At 61.4% G+C, this 22,576-nt stretch carries 23 protein-coding genes, 1 tRNA gene and 1 riboswitch; of the genes, 6 read left to right on the top strand and 18 right to left on the bottom strand.

The window, feature by feature from the left end; genetic code table 11:
* Nucleotides 1-77: 77 nt before the first annotated feature.
* From AB6Q56_RS01690 to AB6Q56_RS01640, 11 genes are all read right to left on the bottom strand, one after another.
* Nucleotides 78-692: a helix-turn-helix transcriptional regulator gene (locus AB6Q56_RS01690; protein ID WP_434515474.1), complete on the bottom strand. Its 615-nt coding sequence runs from the start codon at nucleotides 690-692 to the stop codon at nucleotides 78-80.
* Complete coding sequence (locus AB6Q56_RS01685; RefSeq protein WP_434515473.1) at nucleotides 692-2,107, bottom strand: HlyD family type I secretion periplasmic adaptor subunit; 1,416 nt, start codon at nucleotides 2,105-2,107, stop codon at nucleotides 692-694. The genes AB6Q56_RS01690 and AB6Q56_RS01685 overlap by 1 nt, the downstream gene beginning before the upstream one ends.
* Nucleotides 2,104-4,281, bottom strand: coding sequence for a type I secretion system permease/ATPase (locus AB6Q56_RS01680; RefSeq protein WP_434515472.1), 2,178 nt, complete (start codon nucleotides 4,279-4,281; stop codon nucleotides 2,104-2,106). The genes AB6Q56_RS01685 and AB6Q56_RS01680 overlap by 4 nt, the downstream gene beginning before the upstream one ends.
* A gap of 104 nt (nucleotides 4,282-4,385) precedes the next feature.
* Nucleotides 4,386-6,440 (bottom strand): sodium-translocating pyrophosphatase, encoded by a 2,055-nt coding sequence (locus tag AB6Q56_RS01675; RefSeq protein ID WP_434515471.1) that lies wholly within the window; start codon nucleotides 6,438-6,440, stop codon nucleotides 4,386-4,388.
* Between the two features lie 29 nt (nucleotides 6,441-6,469).
* Nucleotides 6,470-7,729, bottom strand: a complete 1,260-nt coding sequence (locus tag AB6Q56_RS01670; protein ID WP_434515470.1) for a 6-phosphofructokinase — start codon at nucleotides 7,727-7,729, stop codon at nucleotides 6,470-6,472.
* Between the two features lie 10 nt (nucleotides 7,730-7,739).
* Nucleotides 7,740-8,393: an adenylate kinase gene (gene adk, locus AB6Q56_RS01665; protein ID WP_434515469.1), complete on the bottom strand. Its 654-nt coding sequence runs from the start codon at nucleotides 8,391-8,393 to the stop codon at nucleotides 7,740-7,742.
* A gap of 74 nt (nucleotides 8,394-8,467) precedes the next feature.
* Nucleotides 8,468-9,253 carry a 3-deoxy-manno-octulosonate cytidylyltransferase gene (gene kdsB / locus AB6Q56_RS01660; protein WP_434515468.1) on the bottom strand — a complete coding sequence of 262 codons (786 nt, stop codon included), beginning with the start codon at nucleotides 9,251-9,253 and terminating at the stop codon, nucleotides 8,468-8,470.
* Entirely contained in the window at nucleotides 9,253-9,429 is a 177-nt protein-coding gene (locus AB6Q56_RS01655) for a Trm112 family protein (RefSeq protein WP_434515467.1), read from the bottom strand. Before AB6Q56_RS01655 ends, kdsB begins: the two co-directional genes overlap by 1 nt.
* Entirely contained in the window at nucleotides 9,410-10,411 is a 1,002-nt protein-coding gene (gene lpxK, locus AB6Q56_RS01650; RefSeq protein WP_434515466.1) for a tetraacyldisaccharide 4'-kinase, read from the bottom strand. Before lpxK ends, AB6Q56_RS01655 begins: the two co-directional genes overlap by 20 nt.
* The gene (locus AB6Q56_RS01645) at nucleotides 10,411-10,824 is read right to left on the bottom strand and encodes an ExbD/TolR family protein (protein ID WP_434515465.1); all 414 of its coding nucleotides are present in this window, start codon (nucleotides 10,822-10,824) and stop codon (nucleotides 10,411-10,413) included. Before AB6Q56_RS01645 ends, lpxK begins: the two co-directional genes overlap by 1 nt.
* Before the next feature lie 3 nt (nucleotides 10,825-10,827).
* Nucleotides 10,828-11,433, bottom strand: coding sequence for a MotA/TolQ/ExbB proton channel family protein (locus tag AB6Q56_RS01640; protein WP_434515464.1), 606 nt, complete (start codon nucleotides 11,431-11,433; stop codon nucleotides 10,828-10,830).
* Nucleotides 11,434-11,716: 283 nt separating this feature from the next.
* Between AB6Q56_RS01640 and xseA the strand changes: the two genes are divergently transcribed.
* The 3 genes from xseA to AB6Q56_RS01625 all read left to right on the top strand — a co-directional run bounded on the left by xseA (nucleotide 11,717) and on the right by AB6Q56_RS01625 (nucleotide 14,305).
* Nucleotides 11,717-13,069, top strand: a complete 1,353-nt coding sequence (gene xseA / locus AB6Q56_RS01635) for an exodeoxyribonuclease VII large subunit (RefSeq protein WP_434515463.1) — start codon at nucleotides 11,717-11,719, stop codon at nucleotides 13,067-13,069.
* A gap of 39 nt (nucleotides 13,070-13,108) precedes the next feature.
* Entirely contained in the window at nucleotides 13,109-13,693 is a 585-nt protein-coding gene (locus AB6Q56_RS01630) for a superoxide dismutase (RefSeq protein WP_434515462.1), read from the top strand.
* A 75-nt stretch (nucleotides 13,694-13,768) separates the two neighbouring features.
* Entirely contained in the window at nucleotides 13,769-14,305 is a 537-nt protein-coding gene (locus AB6Q56_RS01625; protein ID WP_434515461.1) for a YkgJ family cysteine cluster protein, read from the top strand.
* 49 nt (nucleotides 14,306-14,354) lie between these two features.
* On the opposite strand, the gene AB6Q56_RS01620 is transcribed toward AB6Q56_RS01625, so the two are convergent.
* From AB6Q56_RS01620 to AB6Q56_RS01600, 5 genes are all read right to left on the bottom strand, one after another.
* On the bottom strand, nucleotides 14,355-14,918 hold the full coding sequence (locus AB6Q56_RS01620; protein WP_434515460.1) for a hypothetical protein: 564 nt from the start codon (nucleotides 14,916-14,918) through the stop codon (nucleotides 14,355-14,357).
* Nucleotides 14,919-14,926: 8 nt separating this feature from the next.
* Nucleotides 14,927-15,024: riboswitch (cyclic di-GMP riboswitch) on the bottom strand.
* A gap of 142 nt (nucleotides 15,025-15,166) precedes the next feature.
* Entirely contained in the window at nucleotides 15,167-15,697 is a 531-nt protein-coding gene (locus tag AB6Q56_RS01615; RefSeq protein ID WP_434515459.1) for a chorismate--pyruvate lyase family protein, read from the bottom strand.
* A complete protein-coding gene (locus tag AB6Q56_RS01610) occupies nucleotides 15,697-16,143 on the bottom strand; it encodes a DUF192 domain-containing protein (RefSeq protein WP_434515458.1) in 447 nt (148 codons plus the stop codon). The genes AB6Q56_RS01615 and AB6Q56_RS01610 overlap by 1 nt, the downstream gene beginning before the upstream one ends.
* On the bottom strand, nucleotides 16,140-16,712 hold the full coding sequence (locus AB6Q56_RS01605) for a pseudouridine synthase (protein WP_434517113.1): 573 nt from the start codon (nucleotides 16,710-16,712) through the stop codon (nucleotides 16,140-16,142). The genes AB6Q56_RS01610 and AB6Q56_RS01605 overlap by 4 nt, the downstream gene beginning before the upstream one ends.
* Nucleotides 16,713-16,807: 95 nt before the next feature.
* A tRNA-Leu gene (locus AB6Q56_RS01600) sits at nucleotides 16,808-16,892 on the bottom strand.
* Nucleotides 16,893-17,099: 207 nt separating this feature from the next.
* Here AB6Q56_RS01600 and AB6Q56_RS01595 point away from each other — a divergent pair.
* The 3 genes from AB6Q56_RS01595 to AB6Q56_RS01585 all read left to right on the top strand — a co-directional run bounded on the left by AB6Q56_RS01595 (nucleotide 17,100) and on the right by AB6Q56_RS01585 (nucleotide 19,634).
* Nucleotides 17,100-17,429 (top strand): DUF4242 domain-containing protein, encoded by a 330-nt coding sequence (locus AB6Q56_RS01595; protein WP_434515457.1) that lies wholly within the window; start codon nucleotides 17,100-17,102, stop codon nucleotides 17,427-17,429.
* Between the two features lie 164 nt (nucleotides 17,430-17,593).
* Nucleotides 17,594-18,886, top strand: a complete 1,293-nt coding sequence (locus AB6Q56_RS01590; protein ID WP_434515456.1) for a cytochrome-c peroxidase — start codon at nucleotides 17,594-17,596, stop codon at nucleotides 18,884-18,886.
* A gap of 91 nt (nucleotides 18,887-18,977) precedes the next feature.
* Nucleotides 18,978-19,634 carry a Crp/Fnr family transcriptional regulator gene (locus tag AB6Q56_RS01585; protein WP_434515455.1) on the top strand — a complete coding sequence of 219 codons (657 nt, stop codon included), beginning with the start codon at nucleotides 18,978-18,980 and terminating at the stop codon, nucleotides 19,632-19,634.
* Nucleotides 19,635-19,672: 38 nt separating this feature from the next.
* On the opposite strand, the gene AB6Q56_RS01580 is transcribed toward AB6Q56_RS01585, so the two are convergent.
* Both AB6Q56_RS01580 and nirJ read right to left on the bottom strand, forming a co-directional pair.
* Nucleotides 19,673-21,271 (bottom strand): cytochrome D1 domain-containing protein, encoded by a 1,599-nt coding sequence (locus AB6Q56_RS01580; protein ID WP_434515454.1) that lies wholly within the window; start codon nucleotides 21,269-21,271, stop codon nucleotides 19,673-19,675.
* Nucleotides 21,268-22,407: a heme d1 biosynthesis radical SAM protein NirJ gene (gene nirJ / locus AB6Q56_RS01575; RefSeq protein ID WP_434515453.1), complete on the bottom strand. Its 1,140-nt coding sequence runs from the start codon at nucleotides 22,405-22,407 to the stop codon at nucleotides 21,268-21,270. The genes AB6Q56_RS01580 and nirJ overlap by 4 nt, the downstream gene beginning before the upstream one ends.
* Nucleotides 22,408-22,576: the final 169 nt, after the last annotated feature.

Below are 22,576 nucleotides of genomic sequence, written 5' to 3'. Positions count from 1 at the left end.
GGGAGCGGAATGCCCGGCGCCTATTGAACCAAAGTACAGTTGATGTAAAAAAGCGTGAAGAATTCCACGCTCAACGCTTAGACTTGGACGCCGTTGATGCGCAGGGAGAGTTGCAGCCGGTCCCGCAAGCCTAGCTTTTCGAAGATCGCCGACATGTGCGCCTTGACCGTCCGTTCAGTAATCGACAATTGTTCGGCCACTTCGCGATTACTGGCGCCGCCCGCAACAAGCCGGGCGACCTGAACTTCGCGCTCGGAAAGCACGGTCGACCAATCGACGCGTGGCGGCCTTTCGCTGCGTGTTGCAAGGGCACGCGACGTTCCACCGACCAACCGACGCAGCAAAGACTGGCCTACCCACAACCCGCCGTTTCCAACCACCAGAGCGACCTGCCGCAAAACCTCGGGCGCGGCATGGGTGTTGCAGCAACCGGATGCGCTCCGACTCAGCGCATCGGCCACGATCTCGTCATCCGGCTCATCTGCCAGCAAGACCAGCAATTGCCACGCTTCGAGCGCAGGTGGCATGACCGAGGCGAGCGATTCGCCGCTGCGCAGACGAACCCAGAGCACGACCGGCTCACCCGAAGGGAGCAAGGATAGTTGTTCGCGCCGCATGACCCGGGCCTGGGGAAAGGCGGCAAGCCAAGCCGGCAACGGCAAAGCATCACGATCGACAAAGCAATGGTTCATCAGCGCTCCGTCATCGCCACATTTTTGGCGCGCAGCACCGGTTTCATCAGATAGCTCAGCACGCTCTTCTTACCGGTGAGGATATCCACCTCGGCGACCATGCCGGGGATAATCGGCAGGTTGGCATCGCCAAAGCCCGGCTTGTTAGTTCGCACGCGGACGGTGTAGAAAGCATTGCCCTTCTCGTCCATGACAGAGTCGGCGCCGATATGCTCCAGCGTGCCCTCCAGCCCACCATAGATCGAGAAGTCATAGGCGGTGAATTTCACCATGACTGGCTGCCCCGGCCGCAGAAAGGCGATATCCCGCGGCAGCACCCGCGCCTCGAGCAGCAAGGTATCCTCCAGCGGTACGATCTCGATCATATCCTTGCCCGGCTGAATCACGCCGCCCACGGTATTGACCAGGAGACGTTTAACCGTGCCCTTGACCGGCGAGCGGATCGACGACTGCTTGACGCGGTCGGACAGGGCGACGCTGCCTTCAGCCAGGCTGTTGAGCTTGGCTGTCGTTTCGGAGAGCTCCTTGCTGGCGTCGTTGCGGAAGGTCAACTCGACCTCCTCGATCTTGCGCTGGGCTTCGTTGATCGCGGCCTGGACCCGCGATATCTGGGCCGAAGCCATGTCGCGCTCACCGCGATAGCGCGACACATCGCGCTCGAGACGTAATACCTCGACTTCCGAAATCGCCCCGGAATTGATCAGGGGCTTGGTCACCGCCAGTTCCTTGGAAGTCAGTTCATACCCCTGGCTGGCTTGCGCGCGCCTGGCCTGCACCTCGTTCAGTTCCTGATGGCGCTGAGCCAGCTGCTGCCGGGCGATGGAGACCGACGCATTCATTTCGTCGGTACGTGCCTCGTAATACTGGCGCTCCTGGGCAACGATCTCCGGTGCAACCTTGAGCACATCCGGCGGCGGCACGAACGGCTTACCGTCGGCAATGGCCTTCAGTCGTGCCGACTTGGCGACCAGCCCGAGGTATTGGGCCTGGTTCTCCTTCACCGACGACACGAAGCGCGTCTCGTCGATCTTGATCAGTAACTGGTTCTGCTGGACGATTTCGCCTTCCTTGACTAGGATTTCGGAGACCAGGCCACCGTCGATGCTCTGCAGCACCTGGACTTGGCGCGACGGAATGACCTTGCCGTCACCGCGCGTCACCTCGTCAAGTTGGGCAACGGCAGCCCACAACACGAAAACAGCGAAAACGATGCCAATAGAGCGCAACAACACACGTGCGCGCAAGGGTTCCTGGCGCAGGATGGCGAGATCGGCGTCGGTGGCGAAATCAACGACCTCGACCTCCTCACGGCTGGGCAGCCGGCCGAGCACTTTCTCGACATGCGGAGCGCCGCGCTGAGCGGTCTTCTCCAACCAACCGTGCAGGGCAGCAGCAATATGCTTCAGGAGGCTCATGCAGCCCTCCCCACCCGGCCGCTCTGCAGGGCCTGGATCACCTGGTCGCGCGGCCCGTCGGCGACAATCTTGCCATCATCGACAACGATGACGCGCGTCGCCAGATCGAGCAGGCTGTTGCGATGGGTGACGATCAGCACCGTCTTGTGAGCCGCCATTTTGCGCAGCCGCTCCTTGAATTGCTGCTCGGAACTGAAATCCATCGCGCTGGTCGGTTCGTCGAGCAGCAGGATGGGTGGGTCCATCAGGAAAGCGCGGGCAATCGCTACGCCCTGGCGCTGGCCGCCGGACAAGGAATCACCCCGTTCGCCGATCATCATGTCGAAGCCGTCCGGGTGCCGATTGACAAAATCGGTCAGACCGCCCGCCTCGGCCGCGGCGACGATAGCTGCATCGTCGGCGTAAGGCGCCCCGATGGCGATGTTCTCGCGCAGTGTGCCGTAGAACAACGTCAGATCCTGCGCCACATAACCAATATTGCGCCGCAGGTCGGCCGGGTCGAGCTGCCGTAGGTCGACACCGTCGATGCTGACCGCACCTTCGGTCGGCAAGTACAGCCCGAGCAGGAGTTTCTGCAGGGTAGTCTTGCCCGAACCGACGCGCCCGATAACGACGACTTTCTCACCGGCGCTGATCTTGCAGTTCAAGCCTTTCAAGGCGGCAACCTGAGAATTGGGGTAGCTGAACTGGACATCGCGAAACTCGATATCGCCACGCAACTCCGGCCGATGAACAAAATTGGCTTCGCTCGGCCGCTCGACCGGGTTGTTCATGATCTGTTCCAGCGAGGTCAGCGCAACCTTGGCGTTGTGATACTGCATCAACAAACCCACCATCTGCCCGAGCGGCGCCACCGCACGCGAGGTCAGCATGGTGCAGGCGATCAGGCCGCCCATGCTGAGCTTGCCGTCGGCGATCAGGTAAACCCCGGCAATCACCACCACGACATTGACAATCTGCTGGATTTCCATTGCACCGTTGGTTGCCGCCGCCGACAGGAAGCGCATCTGGTTGTTGACCCGCGCCACGAAGGAAACCGACTTCTCCCACTTGGACTGCATGACGCCTTCCGCCCCCTGGGTTTTGATCGTTTCCAGCGCAGTCAGGCTTTCAATCAGCGTGGCGCTACGCTGGGCAGAAGCCCGATAAGTCGTCTCCGACAGGGCATGCATCTTGTGCTGAAGCACATAGGCATAGACAACGACCACGAGCAATGCCAGCAATACAGGCAGAACCAAAGGCCACGCAATCAAGGCGATGACCAGCACGAACAGCAGGGCAAACGGCAAGTCGATGAAGGCCGTCACCGATGCCGAGGTAATGAAGTCGCGTACCGATTCGAAGGAGCGAAGATTGGACGAGAACGCCCCGACAGCCGCTGGCCGCGCCTCCATGCGTACGCCGAGAACGCGCTCCATGATGCGTGCCGACAACTGCATGTCGATTCGCGCACTGGCCAGATCGATAAAATAACCGCGCAGCAGGCGCAACATCATGTCCACGCCGATGACCAAAATCACGCCCAGCGCCAGGACCCAGAGCGTTTCCATCGCGCGGTTGGGTACCACGCGGTCATAGACGTTCATGGTAAACAAAGGCATGGCCAGCGCCAGCAGGTTGATCAGCAGCGCCGCGCCCAGCACATCCCGATAAACCGGCCACTGCTCGCTCAGCGTACCCCAGAACCAGTGACGCAGCTTGACCTCGCCCACCTGCGGCGTGCGGGTGTCGAAACGGAAATGCGGGCGTGCGAAGATGGCAATGCCGGTGTAACGCGCCGCCAGGGCCTCGCGTGTCATCTGCACCGTACCCTGCCCGGTTTCCGGGAACAGCAGACGGGCATTTTCGCCTGTCTCATCCCAGCCGAGGAGTACGCAAGCCTCTTCGTTGACCAGCAGCAGGACAGCCGGCAGCAGCACCGCATCAATACGTTCAAGGGAACGTCGGCTGACCCTGGCCGACAGCCCGGCACGACCAGCGGCACGGGCAAATAGAGAGGGCGAGAGAACCCCCTTGTCGAGCGGCAATCCGGACACCAAGGCCGCCCGCGTACTGGGTCGGCCATGGATACGGGTCAGTTCGACCAGGCAATCCAGCAGCGGATCATGATGCAGAATGTCTTCCCGCAATCCTGTCGCCCCAATCCCTGCAGACCTGCTTGTATCCTCGCTCATGCCGCTCCCATATCGTTTTCGCGATTCTAGCGTGGCTTCGTGCAACAAACCCAAAGAAATGTAAAAAGGCGGCCGTAGCCGCCTTTTCCTAGAGGCGAAAGGAATCAGGCCATCAACGGCACGATCAGCAGCGCAACCAGGTTGATGATCTTGATTAGCGGGTTGACAGCCGGTCCCGCTGTATCCTTGTACGGATCGCCGACGGTATCGCCGGTCACCGCAGCCTTGTGCGCATCCGAGCCCTTGCCACCGAAATGGCCGTCCTCGATGTACTTCTTGGCGTTATCCCATGCGCCGCCACCCGTCGTCATCGAAATGGCGACGAACAGGCCGGTGACGATGGTTCCCACCAGCAGGCCGCCCAGCGCCTGCGGGCCAAGCGCCAACCCGACCACGATGGGCACGGCGACCGGCAGGATCGACGGAATCATCATTTCCTTGATGGCCGCCACGGTCAGCATGTCGACAGCGCGGGAATAGTCCGGCTTGGCCGTGCCTTCCATGATGCCCGGGATTTCCTTGAACTGGCGGCGCACCTCCAGCACCACGGCGCCAGCGGAGCGACCTACAGCCTCCATGGCCATGGCACCGAACAAATAAGGAATAAGACCGCCGATGAAGAGACCGATAATCACCATGTGGTTCGACAGATCGAAGGTAATGCCGGTCAGACCGGCGGCCTCCAGGCCGTGCGTATAATCAGCGAAAAGCACCAGCGCGGCCAGGCCGGCGGAGCCGATCGCGTAACCCTTGGTCACTGCCTTGGTGGTGTTGCCCACAGCGTCCAGCGGGTCTGTCACGTTGCGTACTTCCTTGGGCAGCTCTGCCATCTCGGCAATGCCGCCGGCGTTGTCGGTGATCGGACCGTAGGCGTCGAGAGCAACGACGATCCCGGCCATCGACAGCATGGAAGTCGCGGCGATGGCGATACCGAACAACCCACCCATGGCGTAGGCCGCGTAGATAGCGATACAAACCGAGAGCACCGGCAGCGCACAGGCTTTCATCGAGATGCCGATGCCGGCAATGATGTTGGTCGCGTGACCAGTCTGGCACGATGAAGCCACGTGCTTCACCGGCGCGTAGTCGGTACCGGTGTAGTACTCGGTGATCCACACCAGCGCCGCCGTCAGCACCAAACCGATGACCGAGCAGCCGAACATCGAGGCCGTGGTGATCTTGGCCGCCGCATCGCCGGCGCCGATCAGCCAGGAGGTAATCGGGTAATAGGCTGCCAATGCCAATACACCGGCGACGATCAGCCCGCGATACAGTGCGGCCATGATCTTGCCGCCTTCGGTCGCCTTGACGAACATGCAGCCAACAATCGACGCGATGATCGACACGCCGCCCAGGGCCAGTGGATAGAGCACCAGGTTCTCGCCGAGGCCGGCGAATTGCTTGATGGTCAGCGCCGCCAGCACCATGGTGGCAACGACGGTGACGGCATAGGTCTCGAACAGGTCGGCTGCCATGCCGGCACAATCGCCGACGTTGTCGCCGACGTTATCGGCGATCACCGCCGGGTTGCGCGGGTCGTCTTCCGGAATACCGGCCTCGACCTTACCCACCAGGTCGGCGCCGACGTCGGCTCCCTTGGTGAAGATGCCGCCGCCGAGACGGGCGAAAATCGAAATCAGCGAGGAACCAAACGCCAGGCCGACCAGCGGCTCAATCACGTGATGCAGATCGGCACCACCCACTGTCGCCTTGAGGAAGGCGTAGTAGCCGGCCACACCGACCAAGCCGAGACCGACCACCAGCATGCCGGTGATCGCGCCCCCCTTGAAAGCCACGGCCAGGGCCGGAGCAATGCCGCCTCGCGCCGCTTCGGCGGTACGCACATTGGCGCGAACGGAGACATTCATGCCGATGAACCCGGCTGCGCCGGAGAGCACGGCGCCGATCAGGAAGCCGAATGCAGTGAGCCACCCCAGCTTGGGCACCAAGCCGATGACGAGGAAGAGGATGACACCGACAATCGCGATGGTCTTGTACTGTCGGCTGAGGTAGGCCGCCGCCCCCTCCTGGACCGCCTTGGCGATTTGCTGCATACGCTCGTTGCCGGCCGGCAACGCGAGGATCTGTTGGCTGGAAATCCAGCCATACAGAACTGCCAACACGGCGCATCCGAGCGCCAGTAACAACGCTGTACTCATTACTCTCCCCTCCGTGGCTTACAAAAAAATCAAACGGCGTATGCCTCCAGCTTCTTCGGCACGGCCATGTTCTTCAAGCGGATGTAATCCGGCAAGCCGTCGCGGTACGGCGGCGGCTCTTCCCCGGCGATCAAGGGCTGCAGGTAGGTGCGGCAGGCCTCGGTGATATGGAAGCCATCCGGCGAAATAAACTCCGGTGGCATCTTGCGTTCGACGTTGGCAACCTCGGCCAGCGGCGCATCGCCAATCTGCCAGCGATACGGCTTGTCGGCCAGACGCTCGACCGTCGCCATCACGGCATTCTTCCCCTGCAAGGCCAGTTGGACGGCAGCGACGCCGAGGGCATGCGCCTGCTCGATGTCGGTCTTCGAGGCGAGGTGGCGGGCTGAGCGCTGCAGGTAGTCAGCCAGCGCCCAATGATATTTGTAGCCCAGCTTGTCCTTGATCAATTGCGCAACGACTTGCCCGACGCCCCCCAGTTGCGAGTGCCCGAAGGCGTCCTTGGTGCCGGACTCGGCGATCAACTTGCCATCGGAATCGGACAGGCCTTCAGAAACGGCAACCGTGCAGTATCCGTATTGTTTGACACATTCGTCGACGCGCGCCAGGAAGCGCTCCGGATCGAACGGCACTTCCGGAAACAGCAGAATGTGCGGCGGCTCGCCGGCGTTGCCGGAAGCCAGACCGCAGGCGGCGGTAATCCAACCAGCGTGGCGCCCCATCACTTCCAGCACGAAAATCTTGGTCGAGGTACGCGCCATCGAGGCAACGTCATAGCCAGCCTCGCGAATCGAGGTTGCGACATATTTGGCAACCGAACCGAAACCGGGACAGCAGTCGGTATGTGGCAGATCGTTGTCGACCGTCTTGGGAACACCAACGCAAACTACCGGATAACCCATCTTCTCGGCAATTTGCGACACCTTCCAGGCGGTATCCATGGAATCGTTGCCGCCGTTGTAGAAGAAGTAGCCGATGTCGTGCGCCTTGAACACTTCGATCAGGCGCTCGTACTGGGTCTTGTGCTGCTCGAGGCTCTTCAGCTTGTAACGGCAGGAACCGAAGGCACCGCCCGGCGTATGGCGCAGGCGAGCAATATCCTCGTCGGTTTCGAGGCTGGTGTCGATCAGATCTTCGGTCAGGGCGCCGATGATGCCATCGCGCCCGGCATAGACTTTCCCGATCCGCTCGGGATGACGGCGCGCTTCCTGGATCAGGCCGCACGCCGTCGAGTTGATCACGGCGGTAACGCCCCCTGACTGTGCGTAGAAGGCATTCTTCACCGCCATGCTCTGCTCCTTATTTCAGCGCGTCGAAAACGCTCTTGGTAATCGCATCGACGCTGCCGACACCGGCAACCTTGCGTACTTTCGGCGCCTTGGCATCGCCTTCGGCAGCCCACTTGCTGTAGAAGTCGACCAGCGGCTTGGTTTGCGAGTGGTAGATTTCCAGGCGCTTCTTGACGGTTTCTTCCTTGTCGTCGTCACGCTGGACCAGCGGCTCGCCGGTCACGTCATCCTTGCCTTCGACCTTCGGCGGGTTGAACACGACGTGGTAGGTGCGGCCGGAAGCCAGGTGGGCACGGCGACCGGCCATGCGGGTGATGATGTCGCTATCGGGAACGTCGATTTCGAGCACGTACTCGATCGGCACGCCGGCATCCTTCATGGCCTGGGCCTGCGGAATGGTGCGCGGGAAGCCATCGAACAGGTAGCCGTTCTTGCAGTCGTCCTGGGTCAGGCGATCCTTGACCATGCCGATGATGACCGCATCCGGCACCAGGCCGCCGGCATCCATGTGCTTCTTGGCTTCGAGGCCGAGCGGGGTGCCGGCCTTGACTTGGGCACGCAGCATGTCGCCGGTCGAGATTTGCGGGATACCGAACTCTTTGCAGATGAAAGTAGCTTGCGTTCCCTTACCGGCGCCCGGAGCGCCCAACAAAATCAACTTCATGAATAGTCCTCTGGTTTTTGACTCGGAATTCTTGTTTTCGGCCGTCGTAGCGGCCGTTCGATGAAATTTGGAAATTACTCGCTATTTCCGGCACGGTCAAACAGTTTGCGCATCCTTTCGGCATCCTCCGGCGTGTCGACGCCAGCTGCCGGCGCGGCATCAATCAGCGTGACGCTGATACGGTAGCCATGCCACAGCGCACGCAATTGTTCGAGCGACTCGAACTGCTCGGTCGGCGCCACGGACAGACCGGCATATGCCTTCAGGAAGCTGGCACGATAGGCATACAGGCCGACGTGGCGATAGGCCGGAAAACCGGCCGGCAAGGTTTTGCCGCCGCCCTCGCGGGCGAAGTGATCACGCGCATAGGGAATCGGCGCCCGGGAAAAATAGGCGGCATCGCCATCGGCCCGGCAGACAACCTTGACCACATTCGGGTTGAAGAAGTCAGCCGCCTCGGTGATCGGGTGCGCCACCGTCGCGATGTCGGCACCGCTGGCCGCCAGTTGGCGCGCCGTCTGCAGGATGACGTCCGGCTCGATCAGCGGCTCGTCGCCCTGCACATTGACGATGATGGTGTCGCTACCCCAGCCGCGTTGCTCGACCACCTCGGCCAGACGGTCGGTGCCCGTAGCATGATCGCTGCGCGTCATCAGTGCGGCCACCTCATGCGCCTCGGCTGCGGCACGGACATCAAGGTGATCAGTTGCCACCCAGATTTCCTCTGCCCCCGAGAGGCGAGCCCGCTCGGCCACCCGGACCACCATCGGCTTGCCGCCGAGATCGAGCAGCGGCTTGGCTGGCAGGCGCGTCGAGGCGTAGCGTGCCGGAATGACGACCTTGAAGGCCAGGCCTGACATTACTGCGCGTCCGCCGGCAGTTGACGGGCCTCGTCCTCGAGCATGATGGGGATGTCGTCGCGAATCGGAAAGGCTAGCTTGCACGGCTTGCAGACCAGTTCCTTCTCGCTCTTGCGGTGTTCGAGATTGCCCTTGCAAATGGGGCAGACGAGAATATCAAGCAACCTGGCGTCCACGGAGTTTCTCCACAATGTAATCAATAAGGGCCGGCGACAACTCGGCCTCGACGGGCAGGACCCATGCCTCGCCCATCGGCAGATTGGTGCATTTTACTGCATCCTTCTCGGTCATCAGCAGGATGCCGCCGTCGGCGAAAGCCAGGTCCGCCGTCGTATAGCGGTGATGATCCGGAAATGGATGCGTTTCGCAATCCAGGCCCAAGGCCTGCAAGGTCGCGAAGAATCGCTGGGGGTTGCCGATGCCGGCCAGCGCATGCAGCTTGCCGCGCGTCCGCAGGGCGGCTGCGCCGCAAGTTTGAGCCGGGTCGTCCAGCCGGTAGAAGTTGCCGGGCCGCAGGCTCATATCGAATCGCGGCACGGGCGACGACAAGGCGCCCGCCGGCAAGCCGTTGGCCACCACCGCATCGACCGAGCCCAGGCGAGAAAGCGGCTCGCGCAAAGGGCCGACCGGCAGGCGCCAGCCGTTGCCGATACCGCGCGCATCGAAGACGGCCAGTTCGACGTCGCGGGCCAGCGCATGGTGCTGCAAGCCGTCGTCGCAGAGCACGACATCGACTTCCGGATGCGCCAGGAGCAAGGCTTCGCCGGCCGCCGCCCGACTGCGCCCGACCCACACCGGGATGCCGCTGCGCCGGGCGATCAGCAGCGGCTCATCGCCCACCTCGGCCGGCGTGGAATCGGCCAGCACCGGACGCACCGCATCGCCGGAGCGCCCATAACCGCGACTGACGACGCCGGGATGCCATCCACGCCGCCGCAGCTGCTCGGCCAGCCACAGGGTCAAGGGGGTTTTCCCGGCCCCGCCGACGGTGATGTTGCCGACCACCACGACCGGCACCGGTAGACGCCTGGGTTTGGCCAACAGGCGATTCAAGCCGCTCAAGCCGGCATAGATGGCAGACAGGGGAGCAAAAAGCCACAACGCCGGCGTCAGCCGGCGTTGTTCAAACCATTGCCGCTGCAACCAGCGCGCAAACATCAGCGATTCTGCGTCGCGAACGAGATATGGGGATACCCCGCCGTTTGCGCCGCCTGCATGACATCGACGACGCTCTGGTGCGTCGCCTTGGCATCGGCATTGATCACGATCAGCGGATCATCCCGGCCGCCCGCGGCGCGGCGCAAGCCATCGGCGATACTCTTGACGTCGGAAGCCGCCAGCGGCGATTTGTTGATCAACACCTGACCATTGGCCGTCACGGCCACACTGACTTCGTTCGGCTGCTCGGCCTGCTTGCTGGCATCGGCCGTCGGCAGATTGATTTCCAGCCCCGAGAATTTGGCGTAGGTGGTGGTCAGCATCAGGAAAATGATGATCACCAACAATACATCGATCAGGGGGATCAGGTTGATTTCCGGCTCTTCCCGGCCACGACCGCGCTGAAAATTCATCGCTCAGGTCCGGTCGCCGTGCATGTACTCGACGAGACGGACAGCCTGCTGCTCCATCTCGACCACGAAACCATCGACCTGAGCACGGAAATGACGCCAGAAGACCAGGCTCGGAATGGCGATGACCAGGCCAAAGCCGGTGTTGTACAGGGCGATCGAAATACCGTGCGCCAACTGCTGCGGATTGGTTCCCGTCGGCGACTGCGAACCGAAGATTTCAATCATGCCGACGACGGTACCGAACAGCCCCATCAGCGGGCTGGTCGAAGCGATGGTGCCGAGCGTAGTCAAGTAGCGATTGAGGTCGTGCGCCACGGCATTGCCGGATTCCTCGATCGACTCCTTCATGATTTCACGGGATGCATTGACATTGCGCAGGCCGGCCGACAGAACGCGCCCAAGCGGCGAATGACGCTCCAACTCCTCCAGCAGCTTGTCGTTATTGGCGCCACGCTTGAATTCGCCCACGGCGCGCTGCAGCAGGCCGGCAGGCACCACCTTGACGCGGCGCAACGCGACCAGGCGCTCGATGATCAGGGCCACGGAGATCACGGATGCCAGCAACAGGGGCCAGATGGGCCAGCCGGCCGCCTTTACGATTTCAATCACTTGTGCCAATCCTCGATGGAAGTTTAGCCTGCAATTCTGCCCTGCCCTCCCGCATCAGGGCAAGCGGCGAACCATCGGGATTCCGCGGCTTATCCCCAAAACCTGTGGATAAGTCTGTGAATCTCTTGTCATCAAGCGCGCTAACTCCCCTGCAGCAAAGGACTTTGCCTGCTCTGCCAAAAAACGAGGCACACCGTTTGTCACGCAGAAAAATCAATTACTTAGATGTTTCTCTTCTATCAAGCCTGAACGCATGCAGCAGGCCAAGCGCTACAATGGCGCAATGTCGATCCCCCCCCCGCCTGCCGGCAGTTCCGTACTCAGCGTTTCCAGCCTCAACCGCCAGGTCCGCGACTGCCTTGAAACCGCCTTTCCGCTCACCTGGGTCGGCGGCGAAATATCCAACCTGACGTATGCGGCATCCGGGCATGTTTATTTCTCCCTGAAGGACGCTTCCGCCCAAGTGCGTTGCGTCATGTGGCGTAACCGTGCGCAGTTGCTCGGCTGGCGACTGGAAAATGGCCAGAAGATCGAAGCCCGGGCGCTGGTTTCCTTTTACGAGCCACGCGGCGAGTTCCAGCTCAATATCGAAGCCGTCCGGCGCGCCGGCCAGGGCGATCTGTTCGAGCGTTTTCTTCGGCTCAAGGCCCAACTCGAGGCCGAGGGCTTGTTCGCCGCCGAGGCCAAACGTCCGCTCCCCGCGTTTCCCCGCCGTGTCGCCATTGTCAGCAGCCTGCAGGCCGCCGCCCTGCGCGACGTGCTGACCACCTTGCACCGTCGGGCACCGCATCTGCGCATCACGCTCTTTCCCACGCCGGTACAGGGCGAAGGCGCGGCGTCCCGGATCGCCGAGGCGCTCGCTCAAGCCAGCGCCAGCGATTGCGATGCCACGATCCTGTGTCGCGGCGGCGGCAGCATCGAAGACCTGTGGTCGTTCAACGAGGAATGCGTCGCCCGTGCCATACGCGCCTCCGCGATCCCGGTCGTCTCCGGTGTCGGCCACGAAACCGACTTCACCATCGCCGATTTCGCGGCCGATCTGCGCGCCCCGACCCCCACCGCCGCAGCCGAGTTGGTCAGCCCCGACCGCGACGGCCTGCTCGCCGACCTGGAACGGCTCGGAAACCGCTTGCAACGACAGACCGAACGCTCCCTGGCCGACCGCCACCAGCAACTGGACTGGCTAGGATCCCGTCTAACCCACCCTGCCGACCGGCTGCGGCAGCGCCAGCAGGAAATCAGCGCACTCGGCACGCAACTGGATCATGCCTGGCGCAACAAAATCGACCGCCTGCGCCTGCTGACCGATACCCTGCAGCAGCGCAGGCAGGGAGCGCGTCCCCGCCTGGATCGCATGGACAAGCAGCTGGAACATGCCCGCTACCGACTCGGCAAACAGATCGCCTGGCGAATTTCCGATTGCTCAGGGAAACTTAATTCGCTCTCCAGCGGTCTGAGACAGCTGGACCCGCATGCCGTACTGCAACGCGGCTATGCGCTGGCCATCGGCCCGGACGGTCGCGCAGTCCGAAATGCCATCGATTTGACCTCCGGCGACACCCTTCGCTTGAGTTTTGCCCGTGGCACCGCCACGGCAAAGGTCGATCAGGTTGTCGCGACACCGGAAGCTGACTAGAATTTTCGTTTCACCCCTCAAATACAACGGAGAATACCAATGGAACATCAACTGCCCCAGCTGCCGTACGCCAAGGACGCCCTGGCTCCGCACATGTCGGCCGAGACCTTCGACTACCACTACAGCAAGCACCACAACGCCTACGTCGTTAACCTGAACAACCTGATCAAGGGCACCGAGTACGAAGCCCTCGACCTCGAAGCCATCGTCAAGAAGGCTCCGGCCGGCGGCATCTACAACAACGCTGCCCAGGTCTGGAACCACACCTTCTTCTGGAACTGCATGAAGCCGAACGGCGGCGGCGCCCCGACCGGTGCCCTGGCCGCTGCCATCGACGCCAAGTGGGGCTCGCTGGATGCCTTCAAGGCCGCCTTCCAAGCCTCTGCCGTCGGCAACTTCGGCTCTGGCTGGACCTGGCTGGTCAAGAAGGCCGACGGCTCGGTCGATATCGTCAACATGGGCGCCGCCGGCACCCCGCTGACCACCGGCGACAAGGCCCTGCTCTGCGTCGACGTCTGGGAACACGCCTACTACATCGACTACCGCAACCTCCGTCCGAAGTTCGTAGAAACCTTCCTGGCCTCGCTGGTCAACTGGTCCTTTGCCGAAGCCAACTTCGCCTGATTGACCCATAAAAGCAATGAAAGGGAGCCGTCGCGCTCCCTTTTTTGTTCCCATCGCTTTGCCGTCCATTTCCCGATGACCTCGCCGAATACCCGCCGCCTTCTCGCCCAAGAACTGGCCGCCGCTGCCGCGGCCTACCAGACCGCCGAGATCATTCCGCACTGCCCGGGCTGTTCGCAGCCTTGCTGCAAACTCGAAACACTGGTTCTCGACCTCGAGTGGAAGCAGATCAAAACCCTCTGGCAGGTGCGCGAATCGCGCCCGGTATTTGACAAGGCACTCTCCTCCGGCAAAGGCCCCGAGGAAATCCGCGAAAGCGGCGGACGTTACTACGTGCACGGCAAACCCTGCCCGGCCTACGATGAGCCCCGGGGGGCATGCCGAATCTACGGGCAACATCTGAAACCTGTTGGTTGCACCGACTTTCCGGTCTATGAAGACCGGGGCGATCTCATCGCCGATCTGCGCTGCGAAGCGGTCGACCTCAAGGCACTGAAAACCTGGATCACCCGCAGCCTCGGCCCCGCCGCTCGAATCACCCAGTCAGCGGACGATGAGTTCCCCTTCCTGGTGACGCTATCCGTGAGAAAACCGCGCAGTACGCGTAACTAACCCCCGCCCCCCTTGCACCCGCCGCATCGGCAATCCCCCCGGAAATGCATTAGCTTCGCAGCATCCCACGCGGCAGCTTCTTGACAGGGGCAGGAGCAATAGATGTCGGCTCAGCCTCCGACTGCGCAAGCTGAATACCCTGTGCACTCATTTCGGCCATCACCTCCGCTTCGCTGCGGCCGGATTCAATGGCGGCCGCACGAACCGGCGCCAGACCATCGGGGTTGCTGTCGAAATGCACCGAACAATCCCTCCGCGAACCGCACATCACTGATTTGGCGAGAACGCCGACATAATTCATCTCGAACGGCACGTTCATCAGGGGAATACTGATACGATCCCCGGCCAGTTGCTCCGGGCTGCCCCAGATCGTCCGCACCAGCGCAGGCAAGCGGCGATCCATGCGATTGGCGACTTCGGCAGCTCGCTGCGTATGACCATTGACCGGCGCACGGGCAAGCAGGCATTGGACCGTCAATTGAGCAGGTGCATACCAGCAAGCCCAGCGCGCACCTTCGTTTGCAGGATCGGCAATATCTGCGGAACTGCTGCCGGAAACTGCGAATAACAGCACCAACACGATGTGGCGAGCAACACGGCGAAAGACGTCCATGAAGAACCTCCGGCAATCCCGCTATCGTGGGGTGAAGCTGAAGCTTCGCCCGGTAGACCGGTGACTTTGCGACCCCGCCTTTCGGTCGGGTGTGCCTTTTTCGGACAAGAGCGAGCACAGCTTGCAACTGAACCCACCCCTTGAATGGTGATTTTGACAAACAAATCACCATTGACGTTATTTTTATGAATTAATTGATTTATGTCAACTTGCTGCCGCAATTTTTTTGGCAGGCCGGCTGCCAAAACCTAGCCGAGGCCAAGTATGTCCGGCAAGAACACTTCGGTAACCAGAACCTGCTGATCATCCAAGCGGTGCAATGACCGTCGCGCCCAGAGATGTCTAGGCGGCGAGCATAGGGCCGCAGCGCGCCGATACAGCGGGTGACGGCCGTCGAGGCGCAGGAATTCGATTCGCCCGCGCGTAAATCCAGGGTAAGCGAAAAGCAGCGACCCCAAGGAACGGGAGCCAAGACGCGCCATCCAGCGTGTCAGACGACCACTTCCCGAGGCCGCCAGCGTCGTGTGCGCAAAGATGACCGGCTTATCGTCACAGACGAGCACGACCTCGCGTACCCAGGCCAAGGCACCGTCGCAGCCGCCATCGATAGCTTCGTCGGCAAGCGCCTGGCCCTTGCCAAAGCGCAAGAGGCGAACACTGAACTGCCGGCTGGATTTCAGGCAGCGCGCCGTAAGCGAACCCGGCTCGGTCAGCCACGAACACAAAACAGGGGATTGCGGCCCGCCGGCAAGGCGCGACCGCCATTTACTACGCTTCATTACTGCGGACGCGGCGCCTTGTCGATGCCATTGATCTTCATGCCAGCCTTGATACCACGCTGCGCGAACCAACCGGCATTCATTTCCAGCGCAAAACGTGCTGGGCGGCGGGCACAGTGGTTGTCCTCGGTCTGCGGCTGCATGTCTTCAATATTGATGATCGTGCCGCTGGCATCCATGAAGGCCACCGACAAGGGCAACAGCGTATTGCGCATCCACATGCAATGCGTGTTTTCGTGACTGAACACGAACAACATGCCGTGCTGCGGCGGCATGCTCTTGCGATTCATCAGACCCAACTGACGGTGCGGGTCGGTCGCGGCGACCTCGGCCTCGATGCGGTACATGCCGCTCGTCAGCTCCAGCACGGGCATCGCTGATTGCGCCATGGCACTTCCGGCGAAGGTCAATACGGCCAGTCCGGCCATCACAATCTTGTTATTCATTCCAAGCGTCCTTGCAAATCCTTGTAGCTGCCATCGATCCGGCGCCATTGCCCGAGCGGCAGGCCGTCCAGGGTAGCCGAGCCAATCGCGGCCCGAACCAGTCGCAGCGTAGGATACCCGATGGCCGCCGTCATCCGCCGAACCTGGCGATTCTTGCCCTCGGAAATCCTGATTTCCAGCCACGCAGTCGGAATCGCAGCCCGGAAACGAATCGGCGGGTCGCGCTCCCATAATCCCGCAGGTTCTTCGATCCGGCGCACCCGGGCAGGCTGCGCCGTGAAATCGGAAAGCGCGATGCCGGCGCGCAGGCGATCCAGCGACACCTCATCCGGAATGCCTTCAACCTGCGCCCAGTAGGTTTTCACCAGTTTATGCTTTGGGTCGGCGATCCGCGCCTGCAACTTCCCATCGTCGGTCAGCAGCAGCAGCCCTTCGCTGTCGGCATCCAGTCGCCCGGCAACATAAACGCCCTTGAGTGAAATGAACTCGTTGAGCGCCCGCCACTTGCCTTCAGGCGTGAACTGGCTGAGAACACCGTAGGGTTTGTTGAACAGTAGCAGGGAGGACAAGGCGCGGGGAGGAAAACCGAAGAAGCTCTGATTTTCGCCGATTTCGACAACGAACAGTATCCGTCGATCATGCTTCGCCAAACGGAAAAAGCATTTGGTGCCTTGGGCGAGACTCGAACTCGCACAGCTTGCGCCACTACCCCCTCAAGATAGCGTGTCTACCAATTTCACCACCAAGGCTGGAATCCGGCTTCGCCGGAATGCGGGATACATCGGAGGGGCGCAATTCTAACCAAAAACGGCGGGCAGGTTAAGCGTTCATTTTGATCCCCCCTGCTCAGGCAGAAAACATCATCTACGCGCTGTGTAACTTTTGCTACATATCTCCGCTCGGCAAGCGTCTACCTTTGGCATCGCTACGCCCCGTAGTGCTCCCAAGGAGGAAACATGAACCCGCTGCGTTATTTCATCGACACCCATGATCGCGCCGATGGCACTTTTCCGGAAAAGCTGAGCCCCGAGGAATTCGAGGTTTTCTTCGTGCAATACCAACAGGCCTGTCAGGCCGAAGGGGTTGTCCCGATCAAGATTCATTTGAGTTACGACGAGGGACGCGCCTTTTGCCTGAATCTTGCCGAGGATGCAGAAGCGATCCAACGTGCCCATCAGCGACTCGGACTTCCATTCGACAGCATCACCGAGATCACCACGGCGACACCCGGCGACACGTTCTTCCGTCGCCCTGCCGCTGCCGGCGAAATACCTCGGAAATACTGAACAAGTTAAACACAGCGCCCCGGCCGGGCGGGTCGCCGAAGACCGCCCAGCAGTAAGGCAAGAAACACGGCGATGCCATGGGCAATTGCCGGCATTGCCAAGCACCCAACGATGCGGGTGCCGCCCCCGCCATCCGGTGGCGCCACGATTGATCGGAGCAAACCATGAAAAGCGGCCTGTCGGATCTCATGACCATCGGCATCCCTGCAATCCTGTTCGGCATGCTGGCTCTCGGAATGATGGTGCACCGGGAGCTTGGCCCCTTTGTCGGCTTGACCCCGGAAGGAAAATGGCTACTGACCGTAGCGCTGGGCATGGGAATACTGGCCTTCGTCCTCAAGCTGGGCGTCGCACAACTTCTCGTCCAATCCCCGGAAAACACCATTGACCGACTAACCCATACCGACTTCTTACATCAGGCTCGAGCGGACAGCGACAAAGGGGACTTTCTCAACCCAGCGCCGAATCGCCCTCGCCAGTATGTTTGGGCGACCTTGCCGACCACGGCCCCGGAACCGGCTGACAATCCCGGCACGCTCGCCAAAATCGCGCTGGGCAAGCACCTATTTAATGAAAAACAGCTCTCGGGCGATGCTTCCTTGTCCTGTGCCTCTTGCCACGACCTCTACGAAAAAGCCGGCAGTGACGCCCGTCGGACAGCCATCGGCATCGCCAACCAAGTTGGTGCGCGGAATGTGCCCACCATCTGGAATGCAGCCTTTCAGTCAGTCCTGTTCTGGGATGGTCGCGTACCTTCGCTGGAAGCGCAGGCCAAGGGTCCCATTCTCAACCCCATCGAAATGGGCATGAGCACACCGGCTGAAGCGGAACGCCGCCTGAATGCGGATCCGACCTACCGCGCCCGGTTTGCCCTGGCTTTCGGCGAAGGGCAGGCCATCACCTTCGAACGAATCGTTCAAGCCATTGCCGCCTATGAGCGCACCTTGATTACAGCCGACACGCCCTATGACCGCTATGTGCGCGGCGAAAGCACGGCCTTGAACCAGGCCCAATTGCGGGGCATGGCCCTCTTCGAGGCAGTCGGCTGCGTGCTCTGCCATCGCGGCCCGAATTTCAGCGACGCGAGTTTGCTCGATGGCGAAACGCCGCTTCGTTTCTTCCCCGCCAACCCCACGCCTTATGACGAAAAATACAAGTTGCTGACCGAATCCGGCGAACGCGGCGTTTGGCGCGTTCCTTCCCTGCGCAACGTCGCGCTAACAGGCCCTTGGCTGCACAACGGATCTGTCGACAAGCTGGATGAGGTCGTCCGCATCATGGCCAGCGCGCAACTCGGACGCTCCACCCAGTTGATGACCTGGTTGAACAAGGATAGTGCGCTGGACAAGGTGGACCGCTCCCCCTTAAGCGACCGGGATATCCACGATATTGTCGCCTTTCTCGAATCATTGAGCAGCGATGGCTTACGCAAAAAAATGGCGCCGACCACGCCATGAGCGCCGATGCAACCATCGGACTCGCGCCCCAAGGATATGCTCACCGCTTGTCGCAGCATGCCAATAAAATGCATGACGATTGGAGGTGCCTATGGAACACCTTGAACATTTCCCCCCCTTTTCCAGCCTGAGCAATGCCGGCAGGAAATTGCTGCGCGATGCGGCGATCAGCCGGCATCATCCTTCGGCGGCACACCTACTGCACAAAGGGCAGCGCACTTCTGGCGCCTATTTCGTACTCACAGGGCGACTGAGGGTATTTTCGATATCGCCCAACGGCACAGAGGCCACGCTCTATTTCATCGACCCCGGTGAAACCTGTGTTTTCGCATTGAACAGCCTGTTCAACGACCTGCTTTACCCGGCCTGGGTGCAAGCGGTCGATGAAACAAGCATCGCGCTGATCCCGGGAAATACGTTCCGCCGCCTGTTCTCCACCGAGCCTGTCATTCGCGACCTGACGGTGAAAACCCTGTCCACACTTGTTTTCCGCCTGATGGCGGAGCTGGAGGAAGTCCACTCCTACAAACTGAACCAGCGCCTTGCCAACCTCATCCTGGTGCACGCCTCGGCTGCCGGCGAACTGCACATGACCCAGCAGCAGATCGCCTTCCACCTGGGCACGACCCGTGAAGTTGTCGCCCGCCTTGTCCGCGAGTTCGTCTCGGCAGGCTTTGTCGAAACCAGGCGCGGCCTGACGTTGATCAAGGACGGCAATGGCTTGGCCGACTTGACTACCGGCCGCTAAGCCGACCCCTCGTCCAAGGAAGAGACGAGCGAACGACTTCAGTGGCTGGTTCCTTCCGACTTGGTGATCTTGTTCCAGATATTGTATTTGCCGACCGGCTTCTTCATCGGCAGGCGTTTCACTTCCTTGAGTGTCACGGCATCGTAGATGATCAGCGCGCCTTCCATTTCCCACAGGCTGGCCAGCACATACTTGCCGTCGCGGGTGAATTCGACGTGGGCGAAGGTCTTGCCCGGCTCCGGCTTCAGCTCGGCGACGACTTCCAGCTTGTCCTTGTCGATGATCTGCATGGTGTCCTTGAACTCGCGGCTCATCATCGAGTCGGTCCACGCATAGCGGCTGTTTTCGTGGCTGCGCATGAAGAAGCCGGGGCCGCGCGTCTTGATCTGCTTGATCGTCTTCCAGGTCTGCATGTCAATGATGCTGATGACACCCTCGTTGAGGTTTGGCGTGGCCATCACCGTGCGCTCCTGGCCGCTCGGGTCCTTCCACTTCCAGCTGATGCCGGAGCCGAGGTGCGGCATGCCGGGCAGTTCCAGATCGGCGACTTTCTTGCGGGCGTCGAGATTGACCACCTGGCCGCTGACAGCACTCTTCGCATCATTGCGCGAAGCACCCATCACTTCGTCGTAACCCTGGGTGAAGTAGAAGTCGTCCAGATAGTCATCGAGCTGGCTGCGCTGCGGATTAAGGAAGCCGGGAACGAAGCTGCCCTCGCGATACTTGAAGTCGTGGATCATGCCGGCCGGAATCTCATCGGCCTTGGGGTTGTACGACACCTCCCAAACCTCCTTCACATCCTTGAGCGCTGCAACGAAGCTCTGGCGCGGCAAGGCGTCATAAACGGCGGAAACACGCGAGCTTGTCTTGCCATCCTTGTCGGTGACCGGCAGGATTTTCTTGAGATTGAGGTCGGCGTCGAGGATGACCAGGCTGTGCGGCAGGTAGTTGGCCACCGCCACCCATTTGCCGTCGCCGGAAACCGCCGCGTTGCGGGTATTGATACCGGCACGCACCTCGGCGACAACCTTGAGGTTCCACAGGTCGTACTTGGTGATCCAGCCATCGCGCGAGGCGAAGAAGACGTAACGCCCGTCCGGCGTGAATTTCGGGCCACCGTGCAGCGCGAAGCGGGACTGGAAGCGGTGGATGGGTTCCAGCTTGTCGCCGTCGAGGATAGAAACGTGATGATCGCCGCTCTCGACCACGACGAACAGGTTGAGCGGGTCGGCCTTGAACACCGGCTTATCAGGCAACGGCTTGGCTTCAAGCACGATGCGCGAGGCAGTGATCTCCTTCTCGCCCCAGGCCGGCATCGGCGTGATCGGCGTATAGGCGTAATCGACCAGCGCCTTGATCTCATCGGCGGACAGGCGGTCGCCAAAACCGAGCATCTGCGTCGCCGGGCGCCCGTCCCTGATCACCTTTTCAGCCTCCCCCTTGCGCAGGCGCGCCAGGTTTTCCGGGATCAGCGCCGGCCCCAGGCCGCCCAGCCGGGCTTCGCCGTGGCAGGAAGCGCAATGCTGCTTGTAGGAAGCCGGCGCGTCGGCCGCCTGCGCCAGGTCGGCCATCGCCAACAGCGTGCAGGCCGCAAAGCCGGCCGGAATGAGCACTTTGCCCACGGTTTTCAGATTCATGCCGAGATCTCCTCGTCGCTCAAGTAGCATCCGGGGTCCTCGGCCCACGGGTTGCCGGTCAGTTGCTGGGCGCGGACGCGGGTATTGCCGTTGCAGATCGGCAGGTAGGCGCAGGTGGCGCAACGCCCCTCGACCGCCCGCGGATAGCGCTTGAGGCCCGCCATCAGGGCATCCGAGGTATCCGGCCAGATCTGCGAGAACGGCCGCTCCTTGACATTGCCCAGGGTGTGGTGCCACCACATGGTGTCGGGATGGACATTGCCGAGGTTGTCGATATTGGCGACGTTGATCCCCGACGAATTGCCGCCCCACTGGCGCAGCTTGGCCTCGACGTGCGCCGCCTTGTCGGGGAAGCGACTGCGCACCCAGTGCAGGAAATAGACGCCGTCGGCATCGTTGTTGCCGGTGGTGAATTCCTTGTCCAGACCGCGCTGCTGGTAGTCCCAGCAGGTATCGAACAGGAGGTCCATCGCCCAGCGCGTCAGCTTGTGCTGCGCATCGTCCTTGCGGTTCTTGTTGCCGCGCCCGGCGTAGTTCAGGTGCGAGAAATAGAAACGGTCGATGCCCTCGTCCTCGACCAGCTTGAGCAGGCCGGGCAGGTCGTGGGCGTTGTCCTGCGTCATCGTGAAGCGGACGCCGATCTTCAGGCCGAGGTCGCGGCACAGGCGGATGCCTTTCAACGAAGCCTCGAACGCCCCATCAAGACGGCGGAATTTGTCGTGGGTGGCACCCAGCCCGTCGAGCGAGACGCCAACATAGTTGAAGTCGCACTCGGCGATCTTGTCGATGTTGTTCTCGTCGATCAGCGTACCGTTCGACGACAACCCGACATAAAAGCCCTGGGCCTTGGCACGCTTGGCAATATCGTAGATATCCGGCCGCAGCAGCGGCTCGCCCCCGGACAGGATGAGCACCGGCACCCGGAAACCCTTGAGGTCGTCCATCACCGTGCACACCTGCTCGTAGGACAGTTCACCCGGGAAGTTGGTATCGGCCGAAATGGAATAGCAGTGCTTGCAGGTCAGGTTGCAACGCCGAATCAGGTTCCAGATCACCACCGGACCGGGCGGATTGCGCTTGGGGCCGAGCGGCGTCGGCGACGCGACTTCCTGCATGTATTGGGAGATGCGAAACATGAAAACCCTTTGTCGAGAATGGCTGCTATTGCATCGCAAGGCCGCGCCGGCAACCTTGACGTGTATCAACGGTATGCCAGCGCGGCGCGTCGCGCAAATCGACAGCACCCGGAATCAGGCCGCCGGTCATCGTAACCTGCGTGAGCGCGTTAACAGGGCTGGAACCATA

The sequence above is a fragment of the Dechloromonas sp. ARDL1 genome, from assembly GCF_051122455.1.
Taxonomy (GTDB): domain Bacteria; phylum Pseudomonadota; class Gammaproteobacteria; order Burkholderiales; family Rhodocyclaceae; genus Azonexus.
The sequence above is the reverse complement of the archived record's forward strand: the minus strand, read 5'-3'. Positions and strand labels throughout refer to the sequence as shown.

What these genes read in the sequence shown, in the direction of transcription:
- AB6Q56_RS01690 (WP_434515474.1), bottom strand. Translation starts at nt 692, where the DNA reads ATGAACCATTGCTTTGTCGATCGTGATGCTTTGCCGTTGCCGGCTTGG.
- AB6Q56_RS01685 (WP_434515473.1), bottom strand. Translation starts at nt 2,107, where the DNA reads ATGAGCCTCCTGAAGCATATTGCTGCTGCCCTGCACGGTTGGTTGGAG.
- AB6Q56_RS01680 (WP_434515472.1), bottom strand. Translation starts at nt 4,281, where the DNA reads ATGAGCGAGGATACAAGCAGGTCTGCAGGGATTGGGGCGACAGGATTG.
- AB6Q56_RS01675 (WP_434515471.1), bottom strand. Translation starts at nt 6,440, where the DNA reads ATGAGTACAGCGTTGTTACTGGCGCTCGGATGCGCCGTGTTGGCAGTT.
- AB6Q56_RS01670 (WP_434515470.1), bottom strand. Translation starts at nt 7,729, where the DNA reads ATGGCGGTGAAGAATGCCTTCTACGCACAGTCAGGGGGCGTTACCGCC.
- adk (WP_434515469.1), bottom strand. Translation starts at nt 8,393, where the DNA reads ATGAAGTTGATTTTGTTGGGCGCTCCGGGCGCCGGTAAGGGAACGCAA.
- kdsB (WP_434515468.1), bottom strand. Translation starts at nt 9,253, where the DNA reads ATGTCAGGCCTGGCCTTCAAGGTCGTCATTCCGGCACGCTACGCCTCG.
- lpxK (WP_434515466.1), bottom strand. Translation starts at nt 10,411, where the DNA reads ATGTTTGCGCGCTGGTTGCAGCGGCAATGGTTTGAACAACGCCGGCTG.
- AB6Q56_RS01645 (WP_434515465.1), bottom strand. Translation starts at nt 10,824, where the DNA reads ATGAATTTTCAGCGCGGTCGTGGCCGGGAAGAGCCGGAAATCAACCTG.
- xseA (WP_434515463.1), top strand. Translation starts at nt 11,717, where the DNA reads ATGTCGATCCCCCCCCCGCCTGCCGGCAGTTCCGTACTCAGCGTTTCC.
- AB6Q56_RS01630 (WP_434515462.1), top strand. Translation starts at nt 13,109, where the DNA reads ATGGAACATCAACTGCCCCAGCTGCCGTACGCCAAGGACGCCCTGGCT.
- AB6Q56_RS01625 (WP_434515461.1), top strand. Translation starts at nt 13,769, where the DNA reads ATGACCTCGCCGAATACCCGCCGCCTTCTCGCCCAAGAACTGGCCGCC.
- AB6Q56_RS01620 (WP_434515460.1), bottom strand. Translation starts at nt 14,918, where the DNA reads ATGGACGTCTTTCGCCGTGTTGCTCGCCACATCGTGTTGGTGCTGTTA.
- AB6Q56_RS01615 (WP_434515459.1), bottom strand. Translation starts at nt 15,697, where the DNA reads ATGAAGCGTAGTAAATGGCGGTCGCGCCTTGCCGGCGGGCCGCAATCC.
- AB6Q56_RS01610 (WP_434515458.1), bottom strand. Translation starts at nt 16,143, where the DNA reads ATGAATAACAAGATTGTGATGGCCGGACTGGCCGTATTGACCTTCGCC.
- AB6Q56_RS01595 (WP_434515457.1), top strand. Translation starts at nt 17,100, where the DNA reads ATGAACCCGCTGCGTTATTTCATCGACACCCATGATCGCGCCGATGGC.
- AB6Q56_RS01590 (WP_434515456.1), top strand. Translation starts at nt 17,594, where the DNA reads ATGAAAAGCGGCCTGTCGGATCTCATGACCATCGGCATCCCTGCAATC.
- AB6Q56_RS01585 (WP_434515455.1), top strand. Translation starts at nt 18,978, where the DNA reads ATGGAACACCTTGAACATTTCCCCCCCTTTTCCAGCCTGAGCAATGCC.
- AB6Q56_RS01580 (WP_434515454.1), bottom strand. Translation starts at nt 21,271, where the DNA reads ATGAATCTGAAAACCGTGGGCAAAGTGCTCATTCCGGCCGGCTTTGCG.
- nirJ (WP_434515453.1), bottom strand. Translation starts at nt 22,407, where the DNA reads ATGTTTCGCATCTCCCAATACATGCAGGAAGTCGCGTCGCCGACGCCG.